We start from the raw sequence: 21,540 nt of genomic DNA, 5'->3' as shown, positions 1-21,540 counted from the left end.
CCAGCGGCCGGGCCGTGCGCCGCACGTCAACCCCTCAACCCCTCACCCCGTCAGCGCCGCCGTCTGGTACAGCACCCCGCCCACCAGCAGCGCGCCGACCGCCAGCACCGCCGCCACCTGCACCGCCGCCCGCGCCTTGCGCGGGGCGAAGACGAAGGCCGTGCCCAGCAGCAGGCCGGTGAGCAGGCCGCCGAGGTGGCCCTGCCAGGAGGTGATGCCGGCCGAGGCGACCAGCCAGATCACCGAGGCGATCAACTGGCGCCCGCCGCCCAGCGGGTCGGAGTGCATCCGGCGGGTCATCAGGAAGTAGGCGCCGACCAGGCCGAAGATCGCGCCGGACGCGCCGAGGGCGGCCTCGGTCGGCGAGATCAGGTAGCCGAGCACCGAGCCGCCGACGGCGGAGAGCAGGTAGAGCGCCAGGAACCGGATCCGGCCGAGCTGCACCTCCATCACCCGGCCGAACAGCCACAGCGAGTACATGTTCATCAGGATGTGCAGGATCCCGAAGGTGCCCTGGCCGGGCGGCTGGTGCAGGAAGGCGGAGGTGATCAGGCGGTACCACTCGCCGTGCGCGACGCCGGACAGGTGGAAGCCGGGCGGCAGCGGGACCCCGGCCCCCTGGAAGACGTACGCCTTGCCGTCCGGACCGAGCAGTCCCTGGCCCAGGTTGTCGTAGCGGTCGACGGTGTCGGGGCGGGCCAGTTCCAGCAGGTAGGCCAGCACGTTGAGCGCGATCAGCAGGTACGTCAGGACGGGCCCGGCACCCGTGCGGGCGCCGAAGACCGTCCGCGCCTCGCGCATGCCCTGGTGTCCGGCCCGCACGCAGTCGGGGCACTGGTGGCCGACCGGCGCCTCGCGCATGCAGTCCGGGCAGATGTGGCGGTCGCACCGGGTGCAGCGGATGTACGTCTCGCGCTGCGCGTGCCGGTAGCAGGCGGGGGCGGGCGGCGCCTCGGGGGCGGGCGTCGGGTTCATCGCGGGTGGTTCTCCGTCTGGGGCCGTCGGTGGGTCGAATCCGCACAAGCTAGCGAACGGTGCTGACGGTGCGTCCGCGCGGGTCCGGCCCGCCACGGGAACCGAAGATCAACATCAGCCGTCCCTTCCTCTGAACCAAGGAGGGGAGCCCATGTCTTCAGGCCGCGTCGCCGCGCTGACGACCGCCGCGCTGCTGGTCGGACTCGTGCTCAGCGTCTGCCTGCTGTGGACGGTCCACGTGCTCGTCCCCGGCTACCTGGAGTGCTACCCGCACCCCGAGCCGGGAGACACGGACCCGAACATCGACCTGGCCACGCCGCTCTTCAAGGGCCTCTGCTACCTGACGGTGTACACCAGCACCTTCCTGCTCGGCTTCTGGTCGCCGCACCTGCTCCACCGCAAGCGGCTGTGGATCCGGATCCTGACGGGCTGCCTGCTCGCCCCGCTCGCGCTCGCGGCCGTCAGCGGCGCGGACCTGCTGTTCAACGTGGCACCGGCCCACGGGCTGACCGTCGACCTGCGGCAGGCCCAGCCCTGCGTGCCGATCGTCGACCCGTGAACCACCGCCACGAACCGGCACCGTGACTCACCCGTCCCGGCGCGCCGCCCCCCAGTCCCACATGCTGCGCAGCACCGGTGCCAGCTCCCGCCCCTCGCCGGTCAGCACGTACCGCACCCGGGGCGGCCAACCGGCCTCGCGGTGGCGGTCGATGATGCCCGCGCGGGTCAGCTGGGCCAGCCGCTCCGAGAGCACCTTGTCCGACAGCGTCGGCAGGGCGGCGGACAGCTCGGAGTACGTCGCCTCGCCCCGCAGCAGGAACTCGCGCAGCACCAGCGGGGTCCAGCGCCCGGCCAGGGCGGCAAGGGTGATGTCGACCGGGCAGCGCGGTTCGGGCCCCGGCGGCACCAGTTCGCTCTGCGGACAGTCGGCCAGGGGACCGTGTCCAACCGTTTGGTGAGCCACGAAGCCCCCTCCTACGCTCCCTCACATGCGAATCCATCATCTCAACACCGGTTCCCTGCGCACGATTCCGCCGGTCGAGGGCGACGGGCCCGAGCTCGACGCCGTCTGCCACGCCCTGCTGATCGAGACCGGGGCGGACGGGCTGGTCCTGGTGGACAGCGGCATCGGCACCGGCGACCTGCGCGACCCCGACGGCTCGCTGGGCGCCGACTGGGTCGCCCACGCCCGGCCGGGGCTGCGCGCCGAGGAGACGGCGCTGCACCAGGTCACCGGCCTCGGCTTCGCGCCCGAGGACGTGCGCCACATCGTGCTCACCCACCTGCACCGCGACCACACCGGCGGCCTGCCCGACTTCCCGCACGCCCGGGTGCACCTGCTCGCCGACGAGTACCGGGCCGCCACCGACCCGGCCGCCGCACACCACCGGCACACCCTGGACCGCTTCATGCCGACCCACCGCGCACACCGGCCGCTGCTGACGCCCGCTCAGGAGCCGGCCGACTGGTTCGGCGTCGCGGGCGTGGTGCGGCCCGAGGGGCTGTCGGCCGAGGTGCTGCTGGTGCCGCTGCCCGGCCACTCGGCGGGGCACGCGGGGGTCGCCGTGCGCGCGGCGGACGGCGGGTGGCTGCTGCACGCCGGCGACGCGTACATGTACCACGGCGAGATCGACCGCACCCCGCCGCTGCGGCACCCGGTCTTCGCGCCGGTCCAGCAGGGCGCCCAGATCGACGCCACGGCCGCCGGCGCGACCCTCGACCTGCTGCGCATCCTGCACCGGGACCACGGGGTGACCGTGTTCAGCGCCCACGACCCGTGGGAGTTCGCCCGCCTGGCGACCCCGCAGCTCCAGGGCAGCTAGCTAGCCCACCACCAGGTGATAGGTCTCGCGCACCTGGTAGGTCGGCCGGAGCATGGCGTCGCAGCTGCCGCAGTTCTGCACGGTGAAGTCGGTGCCGCCCTTGCCCACGGCCTTGAAGACCAGGTAGACCGACCCACCGTCACCCATGCCGCCGCCGCCCTTCAGGTAGTCGGGGCCGACCACCTTGAGCACCCCCGGGTCGGGCTGCGGATCGACCACGGTCCAGTCTCTCTGGCCCGGCACCACCGCCAGCTTCCGGTACAGCGAGAAGGTCTGACCGACCGCCACCTTCAGCTGCGGGGTGTCGAAGCCGAACACCCGGCCGTGGTCCAGCTTGCCCGACTGCGTGTCGCAGCCCGCGAGCAGCAGCCCGGCCACCGCCGCCGCCACCGCGACCCGCCACCGGCGGCGCATCAGCGGCCCGCCTGACGCAGCCTCAGCACCGCACCGACCGCCTCCAGCCAGCGGGCCACCTGCTCGTCGTCCGCGACGTCGACGGCGACCGCGCCGGCGGCGGCCAGCCAGTCCCGGGCCGGCCCGGCGCCCGCGCCGGGCAGCCCGCCGGTCGGCTGGTCACCCAACGTGCCCTCCCCCTGGTGCCGGTGCTACTGGACTGACCAGCAGAATTCCGTCCCGGGGCGGGGTGAGTCAACGCACGTCATGTCACGACACGTCAACAACAGCACTGACGGGGCGTCAGTTGCCGGGCTGCGCCCCCGCCACCGACCCGGCGCCCAGCACCGCGTGCAACAGCTGCCGGCGCCGCTCGGCGTCGGGGGCGGCGAGCAGCGCGGCGAGCACCGCGATCCGGGCCTGGCCGGCCCGCAGCGTGCCGGTGGGCACGGCCCCGGCGGCCACCAGGTCCACCGCGCCGCCCTGGGTGTAGATCTCGGTGACCGGACCGGCCGGCACCCGGGTGGTCAGCGCGACCAGCACGCCCCGCTCCCGGGCGGTGGCCACCGCCTCCACGAACGCGGGGGTGGCGTTGCCCGCACCGGTGGCGACCAGCACCACGCCCTGCGCGCCGGCCGCCAGCGCGGCCTCGAAGAGCACCGGGTCACCGTCGGTGTGGTGCATCACCAGGTCCACCCGGGGCGCGCGGTCCGGGAGTTCGGGCAGCGGCAGGGCGGCCGGGCGCTCCGGCACGCGCAGCACCGAGACCCGCCCGAAGCCGACGTCGCCGACCCGGCTGGCGGACTGGTCGGCGAAGGCGTCGTGCGCGACGGTCTGGGTCTTCACGGTGCCCCGGGCGGCGTGCACCTTGCCGTCGAAGACGACCAGCACGCCGAGGTCGCGCACGCCCGCGGCGGTGACCAGGGCGTCGTGCAGGTTGCCGGGGCCGTCGCCGTCCTGGGCCTCCATCGGCAGCTGGGCGCCGGTGAGCACGACCGGGCGCGGGTCGTCGTGGTGCAGGTCGAGCAGGAAGGCGGTCTCCTCCAGGGTGTCGGTGCCGTGGGTGACCACGATCCCGTCCACACCGGGGTCGGCCAGCACCTCGTGCACGGTGCGCAACAGGGTGAGCTGGTGGGCGGTGGTGAGGCGGGGGCTGTTCACGCTGAACAGGTCGACCACCTCGACCTCGATGCCGGTCGGGACGGCCGCGATGGCCATCACCTCCTGACCGCGGGCCTCGGCGGCGAAGCCGGTCCCCTGCCAGCGGCTGGCGATGGTTCCGCCGGTGCTGATGACGACGATCCGTGCCATGGCCCGTCACCCCTTCTCTCGCTACTTGCTCCGCGCACGTATGGACGGTCGCAATAGTAGGAAAGTCAGTGCGCAAGCGGATCGCCAGTTCGACCAGCACGGGGCCGTCGGAGTGGTGGATCCTCGCGCGGATCCGCCGATCGGGGGTGTTTTCCGGCGCGCCCCCGCGCTCAGCCCCTCGCGCCTCCGCGCCTAGTGCCGCGTCAGGCAACTTTTGCCCGTCAAGGAGCGGCGTCCGGTGCGTGCTCTCGGCGTGCCGGCCGGAAGTCCTCGTACTGGACGTACTTGGGCTTTCGGCCGGTGCGGCGAGAGTGCGTGCCGGGCGTCGCGACGGGGCGAAGGTTGCCTGACGCGGCACTAGGGCCCCCGCTCAGAGCTCGGCGAGGCGCTGCAGCCGCTCCTCGGTCTCCTCGTCCACCGGCGTGTAGGTGACCAGCCGGGTACCCAGTCGCCGGCCGAGCCACATGCTCGTGTACTCCATCCGCATCGTCCCGACCACCGGGTGGACGAACCCCTTGATGCCGTTGACCAGCGCGCCCACCTCGTGCCGCTGCCAGGCCGACTCGAACTCCGGCGAGGCCCGCCGCAGCCGGGCCAGCAGCGACTTCCAGGCCGGGTCGCCGACGTGCTCGGCCAGCGCCGCCCGTAGCCGGGCCACCACCCCGAGGCCGACCGCCTCCGGCTCCAGGAACCGGGCCCGGAAGGCCTCGTTGGTGAACAGCAGCCAGACGATGTTGCGCTCCTCGAAGGGCAGCGCGTCGATGTCGCCGAGCAGCTCGGCGTAGGTGGCGTTCCAGGCCAGCAGGTCGTAGCGGGAGTTCATCACGCAGGCCGGCAGCGGCGAGAGCTGGTCGAGCACCCGGCGCACCGACGGGGTGACCGAGGGGCACTCCACCCCCGGCTCCGGCAGCGCGGCGCCGGCCAGGGTGTAGAGGTGGGCGCGCTCGTTCGGGTCGAGCAGCAGGGCCCGGGCCACGGCACCGAGCACCTGGGCGGAGACCTGGATGTCCCGGCCCTGTTCGAGCCAGGTGTACCAAGTGACCCCGACCGAGGCGAGCTGCGCGACCTCCTCGCGGCGCAGGCCCGGGGTGCGGCGGCGGCCGGTGTCGGGCAGGCCCACCTGCTCGGGGGTGATCCGCTCGCGACGGCTGCGCAGGAAGGCGGCCAACTCCTGACGGCGCACGTCGGGCGCGTGCCGGGCATCCGGTGCGACCGGCGCGTGCGTCCCGGACGTCGGCGGAACGGCGGTTGCGGCAGGGGTGTTCAGCGTGCGCATGCCCCTAGGATGCGCCTCGGCCGCACCGTCCGCGACCCTGGTGCCGGGTACTTCTGGTACCAGGATGAGGAGACTCTGGTACCAGGGTATTGCGAGGCGGATCGTAGGACCCGTGACCCAGCAACTGGAACGTTCGAGCACCACCGTCCGCACCACCGCACCGACCGCCGCCCCCACCCCCGTCGGCAGCCCCGGCGTCCACCGCACCCTCACGGTCGCCGGCCTGGTCACCGTCATGCTCGGCGCCTTCCTGCCGATGCTCGACTTCTTCATCGTCAACGTCGCGCTGCCCACCATCGACCACGACCTGGCCGCCGGACCGGCGGTGCTGGAACTGATCGCCGCCGGGTACGGCATCGCCTTCGCCGTGCTGCTGGTGCTCGGCGGCCGCCTCGGCGACAGCATCGGGCGCCGCAAGCTCTTCATCGCCGGCGCCGCGCTCTTCGCGGTCACCTCGCTGGCCTGCGGCGTCGCACCCAGCGCCTGGGCCCTGGTCGCCGCCCGGGTGGCCCAGGGCGCCTCGGCGGCGCTGCTGATCCCGCAGGTGCTGGCCACCATCACCGCCGCCACCCACGGGCAGGCCCGGGCCAAGGCGCTCAGCATCTACGGCGCGGCCGGCGGCATCAGCGTGGTGATCGGCCAGGTGCTCGGCGGCATGCTGGTGCAGGCGAACCTGTTCGGCAGCGGCTGGCGCGTGGTCTTCCTGCTCAACGTGCCGTTCGCGCTGGTCGCGGCGGTCATGGCGATGCGCTTCGTGCCGGAGAGCAAGTCCGACGCGCCGAGCCGGGTGGACCTGCCCGGCACCCTGCTGCTCTGCGCCGCGCTGCTCAGCCTGTTCATCCCGCTGATGGAGGGCCGGGCGGTCGGGTGGCCGCTGTGGACCTGGGTCTCGATGGCGCTCTTCCCGTTCATCGCCTGGGCGTTCATCGCGGTCGAGCGGCGGACCGAGGCGGCCGGGCGGCTGCCGCTGGTGCCGCTCTCGCTGCTGCGGATCCCCGAGATGCGCAGCGGACTGGGCATCGCGCTGCCGTACTTCAGCAACTTCGGCGCCTTCATGTTCATCATCGCGATCACCCTGCAGCAGGGCCTGCACCTCAGCCCGGTGGACTCCGGCTGGGCCCTGGTGCCGCTGGCGGTCGGCTACTTCAGCACCTCGCTGGCCGGGCCGCGGCTGATCGGCCGGTTCGGCAGCCGGGTGATCACCATCGGCGCGCTGATCCAGCCGGTCGGCGTGGTGGTGCTGATCATCACCGCGCTGACCGACTTCAACGGCCTGGGGATCTTCACGCTGATGCCCGCGATGGTGCTGATCGGCGGCGGCAACGGCTTCGTCGGCACCCCGCTGTTCCGGGTGGTGCTCTCCACCGTGCCGCTGGAGCGGGCCGGCGTCGGCAGCGGGGTGCTGGCCACCTCGCAGCAGTCCAGCCTGGCGCTCGGCGTGGCCACCTGGGGCACGCTCTTCCTGGCGCTGGCGCCGGGCCTGGGCATGGGGCAGGCGCTGGCCCTGGTGATGGCACTCCAGTTGGGCTCCTCCGCCGCCGTCGCCTTCCTCTCCACCCGCCTGCCGCGGTCGATCGGCTGACCCGGTCGACCACGGCCCACCGGCCCGGCCACGCACCGCCCGATCGGCCGACCGATCGGGCGAGGAGGTAGCGTGGACGGTCCGGAACGCACCTTCGAGGAGAGCTGGTGTCCATCAACTCGGGTACGGCAGAGGAGATCAGGGCCGAATTCGCGGCCCAGGGCGTGCCGGTCGTGGTGCGCGGGGCGATCGCCTTCGACACCCTCGGCCGCAGCTACGGGCTCGCCGTGCTGGACGAGGAGCTCGGGCGACTGGCCGGCCCCGGCACCGACCGGGCCGACCTGATCCGCGCGCACGTCCGGTCGCTGCTCGAACACACCACCGGGCCCTCCGAGCTGGACGCCGCCCCGCGCGCGGACTTGCTCGGCAGGCTCTACCCGCTACTGGTCGGCTCGGCCGCGCTGGCCGAGGGCGAGGAGTACCTGCACGCGCCCGAACCGCTGCCCGGCCTGCGGGAGTTCCTGGCCCTGCGGGTGCCGGACGGGCTCTCCACGCTCTCCGCCCAGGGGGTCGCCAAGCTGGGCAACGCGCACGAGCTGCGGGCCCGGGCCCGGGCCAACCTGCTGGCACTGCCGATCGAGCGGCACGAGCTGGCCGACGGCACCCGGGGCGGCGAGTTCCACGTGCTCAGCGGGCTCTCGGTGCTGACGGCCAGCCGGATCCTGGTGCTGGAGCAGCTGTTCGAGCAGTTGACCGGCCGTCCGGTGCCGGACAAGGGGCTGCTGGCGGCCGTGCCCTCCGCCCAGGAACTGCTCTTCGCCCCGGTGGACGACCACATCGCCTCGGTCTTCGGCACCATGCTGCGCTACCGGGCGCTGCCCGCCGACCAGCAGGCCGCCGAGCTCTCGCCGCACGTCTACTGGTGGCGCGGCGGGCAGCTCACCCCGCAGACCGCGATCGGTCCCGGCGGGCGGCTGCGGGTCGCCATGGAGGCCGAGTTCGCCTTCACCGCGGCCCCGCCGGCCCCGGTCGAACGGCGCCACCACCACTACCAGTTCGCCCACCGGGCGCTGCCGGCCGCGCTGCGCGCGGTCGGGCCCGAGCTGGTCACCGACGTGCCGGTGGGCGGACTGACCCCGATGCTGGTCGAGCTGTGGGGTGAGGTCGGCGCCCGGCTGCCCCCGGACCAGCGGGTGTCCTGGGACGGGCTGGAGTGCGAGTACCGCCGGTTCGGCAACGGCCACACCGGGGTGTTCGTCACGCTGCCCCCGCCGGTAGCCCCGCCGGAGGCCCACCTGGCCGCCGCCGTGCTGCCCAGCGGGGGCGACGAACTGCGCTACTTCACCGTGGAGTTCGCGATCGACCCGGTGACCAGGGAACCCGGCGCGGTGCTCGGCGAGTGGACCACCGACGGCACCCACCGGCTGCTGTCGACCGGCGCTGCGGCGGAGCCGGACGCCTTCGCCGCGGCGGTCTCCGCGGTGCTGGACGGCGAGCGGCGCCGGGGCTGGCGGCGGCTGTTCAGGCCCAGGCCTCGATGAGGTCGACCGCGCGCCCCGCGCCGTCCTCACCGGCCAGCCGCTCGGCGAGCGCCGCCGCCCGGCCGCGGTAGCCCGGGTTCCCGACCGCCTCGGTGACGGCCGCCGCCAGCCGCTCGGCGGTGAGCCGCTTGAACGGCACCGGCGCGGGCCCGGCGCCGAGCCGGGCCACCCGGTGGCCCCAGAACGGCTGGTCGCCGAGGACCGGCACGGTCACCGTGGGCGCGCCGGCCCGCAACGCGGCGGCCGTGGTGCCCGCCCCGCCGTGCTGCACCACGGCGGCGACCCGCGGGAAGAGCAGCTCGTGCGGCAGCTCGCCGACCGTCAGCACCTCGGGCCCCGCACCCGCGGCCAGCCCGGCCCAGCCCGCCTGCACCACCCCGCGCACCCCGGCCCGGCGCAGCGCGGCGACGGCCAGCTCGCTCAGCCGCTCCCCCTCGCCGGCGCCCATGCTGCCGAACCCGAGGTACACCGGCGGCGGCCCGGCCTGCAGGAAGTCGGCCAGCTCGGCGGGCAGTCGGGGGTCGCCGGGGGTGTCCGGCCACCAGGTGCCGACCACCTCAAGGCCGGGCCGCCAGTCGGCCGGCCGGGGCAGCAGCGCGGGGCTGTACCCGTGCAGCGCCGGGTCGCCGGCCGCCTCCGAGCGGGCCCGCACGGCGGCGGCGGTGAGCGCGGGCAGCCCGAGCTCGGCGCGGAGTTGACGCACCGTCGGCTCGTACATCCGGTCCATCACCCGCAGCGCCAGCCGCCCCGCCGCCCGGTTCCCCCAGCCGCCGAGCGACCGCCCGCCGCCCACCACCGAGCTGAACTCCCGGGTCGGGTGCACCGGTTGCAGGTAGGCACCGAGGCAGCGGGCACCGGTCGCCTCGGCCAGCTGCCAACCGAGCTGCGCGGTGGTGGCGTTGACCAGCAGCAGGTCGGCGGCCGGCTCGGCCAGCGCGGCCGCCCCGGCGCCCATCTCCCGGATGAACGCGGCGGCCTGCTTCATCGGGGACAGCTCCCGGTGCAACTCGGCCCGCAGCGGCCGGTAGCCGAGCCCGCTGGCGGTGACCGCCGCCTCGAACCGGGGCTGGGTGGCCACCGTCACTTCGTGGCCGGCCGCGCGCAGCCGGGCACCGAGGCCGGTGAACGGGGCGACGTCGCCGGTGGACCCGGCGGCGAGAACGAGGATCCTCATCTGACCTCCCGGCCCGACCTTACGCGCCCCGATCCGAAATGCCCTCGCCGCCCTCGGCGCCGTTTGCGAGGATCACCGCCATGGACCACCCAGCACAGACCCGCTCCGTCCCCGACCTGCTCTCCCTCACCACCGCCGGCACCCGGCCCAAGTACCTGTTCTTCTGGGGCCACCGGCCCCAGCGCGACGGCAGCATCGGGTCCGGCTCGCTGAGCCAGTGGTGGCCCGCCCCGTTCGAGGTCGGCGGGGTGCGCTACGCCAGCGCCGAGCACTGGATGATGGCGGGCAAGGCGCGCCTGAGCGGGGACGAGGAGATCGTGCCGCGGATCCTGGCGGCCCGCTCGCCCGCCGAGGCGAAGAAGCTCGGGCGGCTGGTGCGCGGCTTCCGCGAGGAGGCGTGGGAGGCGGCCCGGTTCGAGCTGGTCGTCGAGGGCAACGTGGCCAAGTTCGGGCAGGACCCGGCGCTGCGCGCCTACCTGCTCGGCACCGGCAACCGGGTGCTGGTGGAGGCCAGTCCGGTGGACCGGATCTGGGGCATCGGGCTGGCCGCCGAGGACGAGCGGGCGGGCGACCCGGCCCGCTGGCGCGGCCTCAACCTGCTGGGGTTCGCACTGATGGCGGCCCGCGAGCGGCTGGCCGGCTGACCGACGGCAACGGGCCCTTCCCCCGTAGGGGAAGGGCCCGTTGCACGTCTGTCGGTGCGTCAGCAGCCGATCAGGCGGGCGCCCAGGTAGGACTTGACCTGGTCCAGCGAGACCCGCTCCTGCGCCATGGTGTCGCGCTCGCGGATGGTCACCGCGTTGTCCTCAAGGGTGTCGAAGTCGACGGTGACGCAGAACGGCGTGCCGATCTCGTCCTGGCGGCGGTAGCGCTTGCCGATCGCGCCCGCGTCGTCGAACTCGACGTTCCAGGCCTGGCGCAGGTCGGCGGCGAGGCCGCGGGCCTTCGGCGACAGGTCGGCGTTGCGGGACAGCGGCAGCACCGCGACCTTGACCGGGGCCAGCCGCGGGTCCAGCCGCATGCCGACCCGCTTCTCCATGACGCCCTTGGCGTTGGGCGCCTCGTCCTCGAAGTAGGCGTCGAGCAGGAAGGCCAGCATGGCGCGGTTGAGGCCCGCCGCCGGCTCGATGACGTACGGGAAGTACCGCTCGCCGGACTCCTGGTCGAAGTACTTCAGGTCCTGGCCGGAGTGCTCGCTGTGCACGCCGAGGTCGTAGTCGGTGCGGTTGGCGATGCCCTCAAGCTCGGAGAACTCGGTGCCGCCGAAGTTGAAGCGGTACTCGATGTCGACCGTGCGCTTGGCGTAGTGCGAGAGCTTCTCCTTCGGGTGCTCGAAGAGGCGCATGTTCTCCTCGCGCAGGCCGAGGTCGCGGTACCAGTTCCAGCGCTCCTGGAGCCAGTACTCGTGCCACTGCTCGTCCTCGCCCGGCTTGACGAAGAACTCCATCTCCATCTGCTCGAACTCGCGGGTGCGGAAGATGAAGTTGCCGGGGGTGATCTCGTTGCGGAAGCTCTTGCCGGTCTGGGCGATGCCGAACGGCGGCTTCTTGCGCGAAGTGGTCTGCACGGAGCGGAAGTTGGTGAAGATGCCCTGCGCGGTCTCGGGGCGCAGGTAGGCCAGGCCGGAGCCGTCCTCGACCGGGCCGAGGTGCGTCTTCAGCATGCCCGAGAACTCCTTGGGCTCGGTGAACGAGCCCTTGGTGCCGCAGTGCGGGCAGTTGAGGTCGGCCAGGCCGTTGACCGGCGGCTTGCCGTGCTTGGCCTCGTAGGCCTCCTCCAGGTGGTCCGCGCGGAACCGCTTGTGGCAGGAGGTGCACTCGGTCAGCGGGTCGTTGAAGGTGGCCACGTGGCCGGAGGCCTCCCAGACCTCGCGGGCCAGGATCACCGAGGAGTCGAGTCCGACCACGTCCTCGCGAGCGTGCACCATCGCGCGCCACCACTGGCGCTTGATGTTCTCCTTGAGCTCCACGCCCAGTGGCCCGTAGTCCCAGGCGGCGCGGGTGCCGCCGTAGATCTCGCTGCAGGGGTAGACGAAGCCTCGGCGCTTGCTCAGGCTGACGATCGTGTCGATCTTGTCGGCGGCCACAGTGCTCTCTTCAAATACGACGCCGCACTCGCGTGCGACGGCACGGTCAAGGCGCGGCTGGTTGCGCGCACCCGAATACCTCAGGTTACCGAACGGGTGGGTAGGGCGCTCAAATCGAATAACGCAACTCGGACACCCACTGTCACCACGCGACCGCCGTGCGTCATAGCATGCGTACGAAGATCAGGCGAGTTGACAATCATTTCCAGTTGACATGAGAATGATTGTCATGATGATCCGCCGCAACCGTGCCACCCCGATAGCCCTCACCGCGCTCGCCCTGACCGCCGGCCTCGCGCTCAGCGCGTGCGGCGGCAGCACGGGCGCGAAGAGCGCGGACGGCAAGGTCAACGTGGTCGCCTCGTTCTACCCGCTGCAGTACCTGGCCGAGCAGATCGGCGGGGACCACGTCAAGGTCACCGATCTCACGGCCGCCGGCGTCGAGCCGCACGACCTGGAGCTGACGGCCAAGCAGGTCGCCACCGTGCAGACCGCCGGCGCCGTCGTCTACCTCAAGGGCCTGCAGCCCACCGTCGACAAGGCGGTCGCCCAGTCCAGCAGCAAGTACGTGGTCGACGCCGCGGCGCTCTCCCCGCTGGTCGACCACCACCTCGACGAGGGCGGCGCCGAGAGCGGCACCGACCCGCACATCTGGCTCGACCCCACCCGGTACGCCACCGTCGCCAAGGGCGTCGGCGCCGAGCTGGCCAAGGCCGACCCGGCGCACGCCGCCGACTACCAGAAGAACACCGACGCGCTGGTCGCCCAGCTCGCCACCCTGGACCAGAGCTTCCAGAGCGGCCTGAAGAGCTGCACTCGCAAGGCCTTCGTCACCAGCCACGCCGCCTTCGGCTACCTGGCCGACCACTACGGCCTGCAGCAGATCGCGATCAACGGCGTGGACCCCGAGTCCGAGCCCACCCCGGCCCGGCTGGCCCAGATCCAGCAGGCCGCCAAGGACAACGGCGTGACCACCATCTTCTTCGAGGCCCTGGTCAGCCCGAAGCTCGCCGACAGCGTCGCCAAGGACCTCAACCTGAAGACCGCCGTGCTCGACCCGCTGGAGGGCGTCAAGGCCGGCTCCCAGGACACCTACTTCACGATCATGCAGCAGAACCTGAGCAACCTCCAGGCCGCTCTCGGCTGCGCGAGCTGACAGGACGTCACCCCATGGACTCCGCGATACCCGTCGTCCGGCTGACCGCCGCCCAGGCCGCGCTCGGCGGCCGCCCGGTGCTGCACGGGCTCGACCTGAGCGTCGGCGCCGGCGAGGTGGTGGCCCTGCTCGGCAGCAACGGCTCCGGCAAGTCCACCACGATCAAGACGGTGATCGGCACCGTGCCGCTCACCGCCGGCGACCGCGAGCTGTTCGGGGTGCCCGGCCGGCGGTTCCGCGACTGGCGCCGGATCGGCTACGTGCCGCAGCGCACCACCGCCGCCGGCGGCGTGCCGGCCACGGTGCGCGAGGTGGTCGCCACCGGGCGGCTGTCCCGGCACCGGATGCTGCCGCTGCGGCGCGCCGACCGGGCCGCCGTGGACGCCGCGCTGGACGCCGTGGGCATGCTGGAGCGGGCCGGGGACGGGGTCGCCGACCTCTCCGGCGGCCAGCAGCAGCGGGTGCTGATCGCCCGCGCGCTGGCCGGCTCGCCGGACCTGCTGATCATGGACGAGCCGATGGCCGGGGTCGACCTGGCCAGCCAGCAGGTGCTCGCCGACACGCTGCGCACCGAGGTCGCCCGCGGCTGCGCGGTGCTGCTGGTGCTGCACGAACTCGGCCCGCTGGCACCGCTGATCGACCGCGCCGTGCTGCTGCGCGACGGCCGGGTGGTGCAGGACGGCCCGCCGGCCGACGCCGCCCACCACCAGGAGCACCACCACGACCACCAGGACCACCACCGCACCGCGACCCGCCAGGGACTGCTGACATGACCGACCTGCTCTCCTACGACTTCATGCAGCGGGCCCTGCTCGCCGCGCTGCTGGTGGGCATCACCGCACCCGCCGTCGGCATCTACCTGGTGCAGCGGCGGCAGGCGCTGATGGGCGACGGCATCGGCCACGTGGCGCTCACCGGCGTCGGCCTCGGGCTGCTCTTCCAGACCGACCCGGTCTGGATGGCGGTGCTGGTCTGCACCGTGGCCGCGGTGATCATGGAGCTGGTCCGCTCCCGGGGCAACCAGCGCGGGGACATCGCGCTGGCCATGCTCTTCTACGGCGGCATGGCCTGCGGGCGGCTGCTGATCAGCAAGTCGCCGGCCGCCAGCGGCACCGGCGGCAGCCTGGACAGCTACCTGTGGGGCTCGATCCTGGCCGTGGACAACGGCGACCTGATCACCATCGCGGCGCTCGGCACCGTGGTCATCGCGGTCAGCCTGGGCCTGCGCCGCCAGCTCTTCGCGGTCTGCCAGGACGAGGAGTTCGCCAAGGTGACCGGGGTGCCGGTGCGGCTGCTCAACCTGCTGATCGCGGTGATGGCCGCGGTCACCGTGACGGTCGCGATGCGGGTGGTCGGGCTGCTGCTGGTCAGCGCGATGATGGTGGTGCCGGTGGTGGCGGCGCAGCTGCTCACCCGGTCCTTCCGGGCCACCCAGGCGCTGTCCATCGTGATCGGAGTACTGGTCTCGCTCGGCGGTGTGGTCACCTCCTACCAGGCCGACGTGCCGCCCGGTTCGGCCATCGTGCTGCTCGCCATCGCCTGCTTCGCGGTCTTCAGCGTGCTGGCCGCGCCGCTGGCCCGGCGCCGGCACCGCAGCGACGGGCCGTCGCGACCGGCCGCCGCGGAGCAACCGGCGGCCGGTGCGGGGCTGGCACAATGAGGTGTGACCCGCCCCGAAGCCCAGGAGGAGCACCGGTGACCACCGCAGGCCCGTCGACGCCTCGCGCCCGCTCGACTCGGCAGCGCGCCGCGGTCTCCGCCGCGCTGGACGAGTTGGAGGACTTCCGCAGCGCGCAGGAACTGCACGATCTGCTCAAGCACCGCGGCGACGCGGTCGGCCTGACCACCGTCTACCGCACCCTGCAGTCGCTGGCCGACGCCGGCGAGGTGGACGTGCTGCGCACGGCCGACGGCGAGGCGGTCTACCGCCGGTGCAGCAGCGGGCACCACCACCACCTGGTCTGCCGGCACTGCGGCAGCACGGTGGAGGTCGAGGGCCCGGCGGTCGAGCGGTGGGCCAGCGCGGTCGCCGCCGAGCACGGGTTCAGCGACATCGCGCACACCCTGGAGATCTTCGGCACCTGCGCCGAGTGCGCGGCCAAGCAGGCGAAGGCCTGACGCCGCCTCAGCTGACAGTACGACGAGCGGCCCGGAACCCCGCGAAGGGTTCCGGGCCGCTCGTCGTACTGCCGGCTCAGCGCTGGGCCGGCACCTCGTTCGGCAGCGCGCCGCCGAACCGCCGGTCGCGCATCGCGTACTGCTCGCAGGCCCGCCACAGGTCGCGGCGGTCGAAGTCCGGCCAGAGCACGTCCTGGAACACGAACTCGGCGTAGGCGGACTGCCAGAGCCAGAAGTTGGAGGTGCGCTGCTCGCCGCTGGGGCGCAGGAACAGGTCCACGTCCGGCATGTCCGGGTGGTACATGTACCTGCTCAGGGTCTTCTCGTTGACCTTCTTCGGGTCCAGCTTGCCCGCGGCCACGTCGGCGGCGATCGCCGCGGCGGCGTCCGCCACCTCGGCCCGGCCGCCGTAGTTGACGCACATGTAGAGGGTGACCAGGTCGTTGTCCTTGGTCTGCTCCTCGGCGACCTTGAGCTCCTGGACCACGCTCTTCCACAGCTTGGGCATCCGGCCGGCCCAGCGGATCCGCACGCCCATCGCGCCCAGCTCGTCGCGGCGGCGGCGGATCACGTCCCGGTTGAAGTTCATCAGGAACTTCACCTCGTCCGGGGAGCGCTTCCAGTTCTCGGTGGAGAAGGCGTAGAGCGAGATGTTCTTGACGCCCAGCTCGATGGCGCCCTTCATCACGTCGAGCACCACGCTCTCGCCGACCTTGTGGCCCTCGGTGCGCGGCAGGCCGCGTTCCTTGGCCCAGCGGCCGTTGCCGTCCATCACGATGGCGACGTGCTCGGGGACCAGCTCGCCCGGGATCTTCGGCGGCCGGGCACCGCTCGGGTGCGGGTCCGGCACGAGGTAATCGCGCTTGCTGGGGGCGCCGAACAGCCGTGCCATGCTCACTTCTCCACGTATCTCATCGAGCGGATGCCCCGCTCAAGGTGCCATTGGAGGTAGGCGGCGACCAATCCGCTGCCCTCCCGCCAGTACCGGGGTTCGCAGGCGTCCGCGGTGTGCCAGTCTCCGGACAGCAGGGCGCCGAGCAGAACCAGTGTCTCAGGGGAGGGTACGGCACAACCCGGCACCCGGCAGTCCGCGCAGAGCACGCCCCCGGCCTGCAGCGAGAAGAAACGGTTCGGCCCCTCCAGGCCGCACTTGGCGCAGTCGGTGAAGCTCGCGCCGTACCCGTTGACCGCGAGTGAGCGGAGCAGGAAGGCGTCCAGCACCAGGTGCGACTGGTGGGTGCCGGCGGCCAGCGTGCGCAGCGCGCCGACCAGCAACAGGTACTGCTGGACGGCGGGTTCGCCCTCGTTCTCGGCGAAACGTTCCGCCGTCTCCAGCATCGCGGTGCCGGCGGTGTAGCGCCCGTAGTCGCCGACGATCCCGCCGCCGTAGGGCGCGATGGTCTCCACCTGGGTGCACAGCGGCAGCGAGCGGCCGACCAGTTCGCTGCCCCGGCTGAAGAACTGCACGTCCACGTGGGAGAACGGCTCCAGCCGGGCGCCGAACTTGGACTTGGTCTTGCGCACCCCGCGGGCCACCGCGCGGACCCTGCCGTGCTGGCGGGTGAGCAGGGTGATGATCCGATCGGCCTCGCCGAGCTTCTGGGCGCGCAGCACGACGCCGTCGTCACGGATCAGACTCATGCGCCCATTCTCCCCCACCCGGCCCGGCGCCCGGACCGCCGGGCGCGCGCACGGCCGGGACCCGCGCCGGGCGTGACGGGGGGTGCCGGCGCGGGTCGCGGTGCCGGGCCCGGGGCGGGGGGAGGACCCGCGGGCCCGGCGGAGGGGAGGGTCTGGTGCCGGAGGAAAGGTCCGGCGGGGAGGGCTTAGGGCACGCCCTAGTGCGAGGTCCGGGTGGCCGCCTCCAGCAGCCCGGTCACCACGTCCTCGGGCAGCCGCAGGCAACTGCCCACGGCGGCCAGCGCGGTCCGCTCGGCCGGCTGGTAGCGGCCGTCGGCCAACGCGATCCGGGCGCCCTGAAGCAGCAGCCGCTCGCGGCCCTGCTGGGCCAGGTGCGGGGCCAACGGCTCCAGCGCGGCGTGCAGTTCGACCATCAGGCCGGCGCCGGGACCGGAGTCCGCGGGCTCCTCGCCCTCCTCCCCGTAGCCGGAGAGGGCGGCCAGCGCGGCCAGCACCTGCATCTCGCCGCAGTCCTCGAAGCCGGCCGCCCGGACCAGCTCGCAGGCCTCGGCGCGGGCCGCGGCCGAGCCCGCTCCGCCGGCCGCCAGCAGGGCCAGCGCGATGCTGTACTGGGCGTCCCGCAGCATCCCGGTCAGCCGCACGCTGGTGGGCTGCTCCAGGCTCTCGAGTCCGTACCGGCCACGGCAGTTGGTGCACTGCACGCTGGTCAGCACCCCGCTCAGCGGGAGCAGCGGCAGGTCGAGCAACCGCAGCCACCGCCGACCGTGTTGCCGACGGTAGTTGCGGTCTCCGCCGCAGCCCGGGCAGAAGAAGTCACCGAGCACATCCGTCCGCCACTTCGGGCGAACACCCCACAACCGTGTCACGGCGCCAACTCCCCAGACTTGGCAGGCGGCCTGCACGACGACGAGCAGGTCTCGCGACCCGGGTCGGGCGCCGTCCCACCGACCCCCGCTTCCGGTCCACCGATGGTGCCACGGTTGCCTGCGGGTGTCAGCACCCCGAACGAGTGCCAAAGCAAAAAAATGTGGCCCAGGACACATCCCGGGCCACATCGGCATCCCTCGGAAGGATCAGCCGCGCGCGCTCCGGTTGACCGCGCTGATGATCGCCTTCAGCGAGGCGCGCACGGTGTTGCCGTCGATGCCGACGCCCCAGCGGACCTGACCGTCCACCGCGCACTCGACGTAGGCGGCGGCCAGCGCGTCGCCGCCCTCGCTCAGCGCGTGCTCGGCGTAGTCCAGCACCCGTACGTCCACGCCGATCCGGGCCAGCGCGTCGGTGAAGGCGGAGACCGGGCCGTTGCCGCTACCGGTCAGCTCGGTCTCGGCGCCGTCCACCACGACGGCGACGGTCAGCGCGTCCCGGCCCTCGTCGGTGGTCAGCGCCTGCTGCTCGCGCAGCGCCAGCCGGCCCCACGGGTTCTCCGGGGTGGGCAGGTACTCGTCCTGGAAGACCGCCCAGATGTCGGCCGGGGTGACCTCGCCGCCCTCGGCGTCGGTCTTGGCCTGGATGATCCGGGAGAACTCGATCTGCATCCGGCGCGGCAGGTCCAGCTTGTGGTCGTTCTTCAGCACGTAGGCGATGCCGCCCTTGCCGGACTGCGAGTTGACCCGGATGACCGCCTCGTAGCTGCGGCCCACGTCCTTCGGGTCGATCGGCAGGTAGGGCACGCCCCAGGTGTACTCGCCGACCGGCACGCCGGCCGCCGCCGCGTCCGCCTCCAGGGCGTCGAAGCCCTTCTTGATCGCGTCCTGGTGCGAGCCGGAGAAGGAGGTGAAGACCAGGTCGCCCGCGTAAGGGTGGCGCTCCGGCACGTTCATCTGGTTGCAGTACTCGTAGGTGCGGCGGATCTCGTCGATGTCGGAGAAGTCGATCATCGGGTCCACGCCCTGCGAGAACAGGTTCATGCCGACGTTCACCAGGTCCAGGTTGCCGGTCCGCTCGCCCTGGCCGAACAGGCAGCCCTCGACCCGGTCCGCACCGGCCATCACGGCCAGCTCGGCCGAGGCCACCCCGGTGCCCCGGTCGTTGTGCGGGTGGGTGGACAGCGCGACGAACTGACGGCGCGACAGGTTGCGGCTCATCCACTCGATCATGTCCGCGTACACGTTCGGCGTGCAGCGCTCCACCGTGGTGGGCAGGTTCAGGATGATCTCGCGGCCCTCGCCGGGCTGCCAGACGTCCATCACGCCCTCGCAGACCTCCAGCGCGAAGTCCAGCTCGGTGTCGATGAAGATCTCCGGCGAGTACTGGTAGCCGAAGACCGTCTCCTCCCCCAGCAGCTTCTCGGCGTACTCCATGACCAGCCGGGTGCCGTCCACCGCGATCGCCTTGATGTCCTCCTTGCTGCCCCGGAAGACCACCCGGCGGAACAGCGGCGAGGTCGCGTTGTACAGGTGCACGGTCGCCCTCGGCGCCCCGACCAGCGACTCCACGGTCTTCTCGATCAGGTCCTCACGGGCCTGGGTCAGCACCGAGATGGTGACGTCCTCGGGGATCGCGTCCTGCTCGATCAGCGAGCGGACGAACTCGTAGTCGGTGGCCCCGGAGGACGGGAAGCCGACCTCGATCTCCTTGTAGCCCAGCTTCACCAGCAGGTCGAACATCTTGCGCTTGCGGGCCGGCGACATCGGGTCGATCAGCGCCTGGTTCCCGTCCCGCAGGTCGGTGGACAGCCAGCGCGGCGCCTTGGTGATCACCTTGCCCGGCCAGGTGCGGTCCGGCAGGTCCACGCTGCCGAACGGCACGTAGCGCTGGAACGGCATGCCGGACGGCTGCTGCCGCACGGAGTCCGCGGTGATCGGGGTCGGCCGCTCGATGAAGGCACGGGCCACGGAGGACTGCTGAGTCATGGGTGAGTCTCTCGGCTTCTCTTCGGATGCGGGCTGGTCGGGGGGAAGTCACCCGACGGGCCGACTGGTGCGAGCGCAGCACGTCGCTGAGATGCGCACAGCAAGGTCCCCGCGGCGAGGGAGCCGGCCTCCGAATGGTCTTACAGGCCCTCGCCGCGGCAGCTAAGAAGAAGCAGCCCGTAACGCATGATGTGCCCCACAGTAACCCAGCGCCTCGCCGGACCGAAGCCGACCGGGCGACATTTCCACCCTTTGAGACGGCGCGATGCGTGACACCGGGTCAGCGATCGGTGACGCTGTGCGCCATGACGCAGCTCTGCACCATCATCCCGCCCTACCTGCTGGACCGGCTGGCGGCCCTGGGCGACGAGGCGGCGGGACGCTCGCTGGCCGCCGACGCGGCCCTGCGCACCGTCCGCGCCGCCGGTCCGCCGCCGCCCGCCGCCGCTGCCCGGCCCGGGCGGACCATCGCGGACGCCGGGCACATCGAGCGGCTGCCCGGCCGGGTGGTCCGCACCGAGGGCGGCCCGCCGACCACCGACCCGGCCGTCAACCGCGCCTACGACGGCCTCGGCGCCACCCTGGCCCTGCTGCTGGAGGTCTACGGCCGGCGCTCGGTGGACGGCGAGGGCCTGCCGCTGCAGGCGAGCGTGCACTACGGCGAGAAGTACGACAACGCCTTCTGGGACGGCTCCCGGATGGTCTTCGGCGACGGCGACGGGATCCTGTTCGGCGACTTCACCGGCTGCCTGGACGTGATCGGCCACGAACTCGCGCACGGCGTGGTGCAGTACAGCGCCGACCTGGCCTACCACGGCCAGGCGGGCGCGCTGAACGAGTCGGTGGCGGACGTCTTCGGCAGCCTGGTGAAGCAGTACGCGCTGGGCCAGCAGGCCGAGGACGCGGACTGGCTGATCGGCGCCGGGCTGTTCGGGCCGGGCGTGCGCGGGGCGGCGCTGCGCTCGCTGAAGGCGCCCGGCACCGCCTACGACGACCCCCGGCTCGGCCGCGACCCGCAGCCCGGCTCGATGGACGACTACGTGCGCACCGAGGAGGACGACGGCGGGGTGCACATCAACTCCGGCATCCCCAACCGGGCGTTCCAGCTGCTCGCGGTGGAGCTCGGCGGCGCGGCCTGGGAGCGGGCCGGGCGGATCTGGTACGACGCGCTGACCGGCGACGGCCTGCACCCGAACGCGACCTTCGCCGAGTTCGCCCGGGCCACCCTGGCGGCGGCCGGGGCCCGGTTCGGCGAGGGGCCGGTGACCGAGGCGGTGGCGGGCGCCTGGAAGCGGGTCGGGCTGGCGCCCTGACGCCGCGTCTGGGCAAATGCCCACCAAACCGCCGCACTCCGTAGCAGACTGGCCACCATGCGCATAGAGGTGACCAGGTCCGGTGGATTCGCCGGGCGCACGACCCGGGCCGAACTGGACACGGCCGCCCGCACCGACGCCCCGCACGTGCACGCGCTGGCCCGGGAGGCGGTGGCGGGCGCCTCCCGCACCCCCCACTTCGGCGTGCCGGACGGCTTCCACTACGCGATCGAGGTGGACGGGCGCACCGTGCACTGCGCCGACCCCTCGCTGACCGACTCGCAGCGCGAGCTGATCTCGCTGGTGCTCCACCAGGGCGTCGAGCGGGCCTGCTGACGGTCCGTCAGCAGGCCGCC

General features: G+C 72.9%; 23 protein-coding genes. 11 read left to right on the top strand and 12 right to left on the bottom strand.

The annotated features are described in order from the left end of the window. Positions 1–42 precede the first annotated feature (42 nt). Entirely contained in the window at positions 43–975 is a 933-nt protein-coding gene (locus FHX73_RS19925) for a rhomboid family intramembrane serine protease (RefSeq protein WP_145906283.1), read from the bottom strand. A gap of 151 nt (positions 976–1,126) precedes the next feature. Here FHX73_RS19925 and FHX73_RS19920 point away from each other — a divergent pair, with 151 nt between their 5' ends. After that, positions 1,127–1,534 carry a hypothetical protein gene (locus FHX73_RS19920; protein ID WP_145906282.1) on the top strand — a complete coding sequence of 136 codons (408 nt, stop codon included), beginning with the start codon at positions 1,127–1,129 and terminating at the stop codon, positions 1,532–1,534. A 27-nt stretch (positions 1,535–1,561) separates the two neighbouring features. On the opposite strand, the gene FHX73_RS19915 is transcribed toward FHX73_RS19920, so the two are convergent. Next, a complete protein-coding gene (locus FHX73_RS19915; RefSeq protein WP_145906281.1) occupies positions 1,562–1,939 on the bottom strand; it encodes a winged helix-turn-helix transcriptional regulator in 378 nt (125 codons plus the stop codon). Between the two features lie 25 nt (positions 1,940–1,964). Here FHX73_RS19915 and FHX73_RS19910 point away from each other — a divergent pair, with 25 nt between their 5' ends. Next, positions 1,965–2,798: an MBL fold metallo-hydrolase gene (locus tag FHX73_RS19910; protein WP_145906280.1), complete on the top strand. Its 834-nt coding sequence runs from the start codon at positions 1,965–1,967 to the stop codon at positions 2,796–2,798. On the opposite strand, the gene FHX73_RS19905 is transcribed toward FHX73_RS19910, so the two are convergent. From FHX73_RS19905 to FHX73_RS19895, 4 genes are all read right to left on the bottom strand, one after another. Continuing rightward, positions 2,799–3,212: a hypothetical protein gene (locus tag FHX73_RS19905; RefSeq protein WP_145906279.1), complete on the bottom strand. Its 414-nt coding sequence runs from the start codon at positions 3,210–3,212 to the stop codon at positions 2,799–2,801. It lies immediately after the preceding gene. Continuing rightward, on the bottom strand, positions 3,212–3,379 hold the full coding sequence (locus tag FHX73_RS44780; RefSeq protein ID WP_170304971.1) for a hypothetical protein: 168 nt from the start codon (positions 3,377–3,379) through the stop codon (positions 3,212–3,214). Before FHX73_RS44780 ends, FHX73_RS19905 begins: the two co-directional genes overlap by 1 nt. 115 nt (positions 3,380–3,494) lie before the next feature. Next, positions 3,495–4,502: an asparaginase gene (locus tag FHX73_RS19900; protein ID WP_145906278.1), complete on the bottom strand. Its 1,008-nt coding sequence runs from the start codon at positions 4,500–4,502 to the stop codon at positions 3,495–3,497. Between the two features lie 370 nt (positions 4,503–4,872). Next, entirely contained in the window at positions 4,873–5,778 is a 906-nt protein-coding gene (locus FHX73_RS19895; protein WP_145906277.1) for a helix-turn-helix transcriptional regulator, read from the bottom strand. Positions 5,779–5,842: 64 nt separating this feature from the next. Here FHX73_RS19895 and FHX73_RS19890 point away from each other — a divergent pair, with 64 nt between their 5' ends. Beyond that, positions 5,843–7,360, top strand: a complete 1,518-nt coding sequence (locus FHX73_RS19890; protein WP_145906276.1) for an MFS transporter — start codon at positions 5,843–5,845, stop codon at positions 7,358–7,360. Between the two features lie 107 nt (positions 7,361–7,467). Beyond that, positions 7,468–8,841, top strand: coding sequence for a hypothetical protein (locus tag FHX73_RS19885; protein ID WP_145906275.1), 1,374 nt, complete (start codon positions 7,468–7,470; stop codon positions 8,839–8,841). On the opposite strand, the gene FHX73_RS19880 is transcribed toward FHX73_RS19885, so the two are convergent. Then, the gene (locus FHX73_RS19880; RefSeq protein WP_145906274.1) at positions 8,822–10,015 is read right to left on the bottom strand and encodes a glycosyltransferase; all 1,194 of its coding nucleotides are present in this window, start codon (positions 10,013–10,015) and stop codon (positions 8,822–8,824) included. The two genes, FHX73_RS19885 and FHX73_RS19880, sit on opposite strands and share 20 nt — an antisense overlap. 80 nt (positions 10,016–10,095) lie before the next feature. Here FHX73_RS19880 and FHX73_RS19875 point away from each other — a divergent pair, with 80 nt between their 5' ends. After that, complete coding sequence (locus FHX73_RS19875) at positions 10,096–10,659, top strand: riboflavin biosynthesis intermediates N-glycosidase (protein ID WP_145906273.1); 564 nt, start codon at positions 10,096–10,098, stop codon at positions 10,657–10,659. 59 nt (positions 10,660–10,718) lie between these two features. Here the strand turns inward: FHX73_RS19875 and FHX73_RS19870 are convergent, their stop codons facing one another. Continuing rightward, on the bottom strand, positions 10,719–12,101 hold the full coding sequence (locus tag FHX73_RS19870) for a glycine--tRNA ligase (protein WP_145906272.1): 1,383 nt from the start codon (positions 12,099–12,101) through the stop codon (positions 10,719–10,721). A gap of 229 nt (positions 12,102–12,330) precedes the next feature. On the opposite strand from FHX73_RS19870, the gene FHX73_RS19865 reads away from it, so the two are divergent. From FHX73_RS19865 to FHX73_RS19850, 4 genes are read left to right on the top strand one after another with little or no spacing between them, the layout of a single operon-like run. Then, complete coding sequence (locus FHX73_RS19865) at positions 12,331–13,257, top strand: metal ABC transporter substrate-binding protein (protein ID WP_145906271.1); 927 nt, start codon at positions 12,331–12,333, stop codon at positions 13,255–13,257. 14 nt (positions 13,258–13,271) lie between these two features. Beyond that, a complete protein-coding gene (locus FHX73_RS19860; RefSeq protein WP_145906270.1) occupies positions 13,272–14,030 on the top strand; it encodes a metal ABC transporter ATP-binding protein in 759 nt (252 codons plus the stop codon). After that, positions 14,027–14,917 carry a metal ABC transporter permease gene (locus FHX73_RS19855; RefSeq protein WP_145906269.1) on the top strand — a complete coding sequence of 297 codons (891 nt, stop codon included), beginning with the start codon at positions 14,027–14,029 and terminating at the stop codon, positions 14,915–14,917. The genes FHX73_RS19860 and FHX73_RS19855 overlap by 4 nt, the downstream gene beginning before the upstream one ends. A gap of 35 nt (positions 14,918–14,952) precedes the next feature. Further along, a complete protein-coding gene (locus FHX73_RS19850) occupies positions 14,953–15,375 on the top strand; it encodes a Fur family transcriptional regulator (RefSeq protein WP_145906268.1) in 423 nt (140 codons plus the stop codon). A gap of 76 nt (positions 15,376–15,451) precedes the next feature. Here FHX73_RS19850 and FHX73_RS19845 read toward each other — a convergent pair whose 3' ends face one another. The 4 genes from FHX73_RS19845 to leuA all read right to left on the bottom strand — a co-directional run bounded on the left by FHX73_RS19845 (position 15,452) and on the right by leuA (position 19,871). After that, complete coding sequence (locus FHX73_RS19845) at positions 15,452–16,267, bottom strand: isoprenyl transferase (protein ID WP_145906267.1); 816 nt, start codon at positions 16,265–16,267, stop codon at positions 15,452–15,454. Between the two features lie 2 nt (positions 16,268–16,269). Then, positions 16,270–17,016 carry a DNA repair protein RecO gene (recO, locus tag FHX73_RS19840; protein ID WP_145906266.1) on the bottom strand — a complete coding sequence of 249 codons (747 nt, stop codon included), beginning with the start codon at positions 17,014–17,016 and terminating at the stop codon, positions 16,270–16,272. 197 nt (positions 17,017–17,213) lie between these two features. Next, a complete protein-coding gene (locus FHX73_RS46335) occupies positions 17,214–17,762 on the bottom strand; it encodes a TerB family tellurite resistance protein (RefSeq protein WP_246213604.1) in 549 nt (182 codons plus the stop codon). A gap of 327 nt (positions 17,763–18,089) precedes the next feature. Then, on the bottom strand, positions 18,090–19,871 hold the full coding sequence (leuA, locus tag FHX73_RS19825; RefSeq protein WP_145906265.1) for a 2-isopropylmalate synthase: 1,782 nt from the start codon (positions 19,869–19,871) through the stop codon (positions 18,090–18,092). A 305-nt stretch (positions 19,872–20,176) separates the two neighbouring features. Here leuA and FHX73_RS19820 point away from each other — a divergent pair, with 305 nt between their 5' ends. Both FHX73_RS19820 and FHX73_RS19815 read left to right on the top strand, forming a co-directional pair. Next, a complete protein-coding gene (locus tag FHX73_RS19820; RefSeq protein ID WP_145906264.1) occupies positions 20,177–21,184 on the top strand; it encodes a M4 family metallopeptidase in 1,008 nt (335 codons plus the stop codon). Positions 21,185–21,241: 57 nt separating this feature from the next. After that, the gene (locus FHX73_RS19815; protein WP_145906263.1) at positions 21,242–21,520 is read left to right on the top strand and encodes a protealysin inhibitor emfourin; all 279 of its coding nucleotides are present in this window, start codon (positions 21,242–21,244) and stop codon (positions 21,518–21,520) included. Positions 21,521–21,540 lie beyond the last annotated feature (20 nt).

Source organism: Kitasatospora viridis, from assembly GCF_007829815.1.
GTDB lineage: Bacteria > Actinomycetota > Actinomycetes > Streptomycetales > Streptomycetaceae > Kitasatospora > Kitasatospora viridis.
The sequence above is the reverse complement of the archived record's forward strand: the minus strand, read 5'-3'. Positions and strand labels throughout refer to the sequence as shown.

Excerpts from the sequence above, each read along its gene's own strand:
- FHX73_RS19815 (WP_145906263.1), top strand. The coding sequence starts at position 21,242 with ATGCGCATAGAGGTGACCAGGTCCGGTGGATTCGCCGGGCGCACGACC.
- FHX73_RS19875 (WP_145906273.1), top strand. The coding sequence starts at position 10,096 with ATGGACCACCCAGCACAGACCCGCTCCGTCCCCGACCTGCTCTCCCTC.
- FHX73_RS19920 (WP_145906282.1), top strand. The coding sequence starts at position 1,127 with ATGTCTTCAGGCCGCGTCGCCGCGCTGACGACCGCCGCGCTGCTGGTC.
- FHX73_RS19855 (WP_145906269.1), top strand. The coding sequence starts at position 14,027 with ATGACCGACCTGCTCTCCTACGACTTCATGCAGCGGGCCCTGCTCGCC.
- recO (WP_145906266.1), bottom strand. The coding sequence starts at position 17,016 with ATGAGTCTGATCCGTGACGACGGCGTCGTGCTGCGCGCCCAGAAGCTC.
- FHX73_RS19880 (WP_145906274.1), bottom strand. The coding sequence starts at position 10,015 with ATGAGGATCCTCGTTCTCGCCGCCGGGTCCACCGGCGACGTCGCCCCG.
- FHX73_RS19820 (WP_145906264.1), top strand. The coding sequence starts at position 20,177 with ATGACGCAGCTCTGCACCATCATCCCGCCCTACCTGCTGGACCGGCTG.
- FHX73_RS19860 (WP_145906270.1), top strand. The coding sequence starts at position 13,272 with ATGGACTCCGCGATACCCGTCGTCCGGCTGACCGCCGCCCAGGCCGCG.
- FHX73_RS19895 (WP_145906277.1), bottom strand. The coding sequence starts at position 5,778 with ATGCGCACGCTGAACACCCCTGCCGCAACCGCCGTTCCGCCGACGTCC.
- FHX73_RS19865 (WP_145906271.1), top strand. The coding sequence starts at position 12,331 with ATGATGATCCGCCGCAACCGTGCCACCCCGATAGCCCTCACCGCGCTC.
- FHX73_RS19925 (WP_145906283.1), bottom strand. The coding sequence starts at position 975 with ATGAACCCGACGCCCGCCCCCGAGGCGCCGCCCGCCCCCGCCTGCTAC.
- FHX73_RS19845 (WP_145906267.1), bottom strand. The coding sequence starts at position 16,267 with ATGGCACGGCTGTTCGGCGCCCCCAGCAAGCGCGATTACCTCGTGCCG.
- FHX73_RS19890 (WP_145906276.1), top strand. The coding sequence starts at position 5,843 with ATGAGGAGACTCTGGTACCAGGGTATTGCGAGGCGGATCGTAGGACCC.
- FHX73_RS19910 (WP_145906280.1), top strand. The coding sequence starts at position 1,965 with ATGCGAATCCATCATCTCAACACCGGTTCCCTGCGCACGATTCCGCCG.
- leuA (WP_145906265.1), bottom strand. The coding sequence starts at position 19,871 with ATGACTCAGCAGTCCTCCGTGGCCCGTGCCTTCATCGAGCGGCCGACC.
- FHX73_RS19905 (WP_145906279.1), bottom strand. The coding sequence starts at position 3,212 with ATGCGCCGCCGGTGGCGGGTCGCGGTGGCGGCGGCGGTGGCCGGGCTG.
- FHX73_RS19900 (WP_145906278.1), bottom strand. The coding sequence starts at position 4,502 with ATGGCACGGATCGTCGTCATCAGCACCGGCGGAACCATCGCCAGCCGC.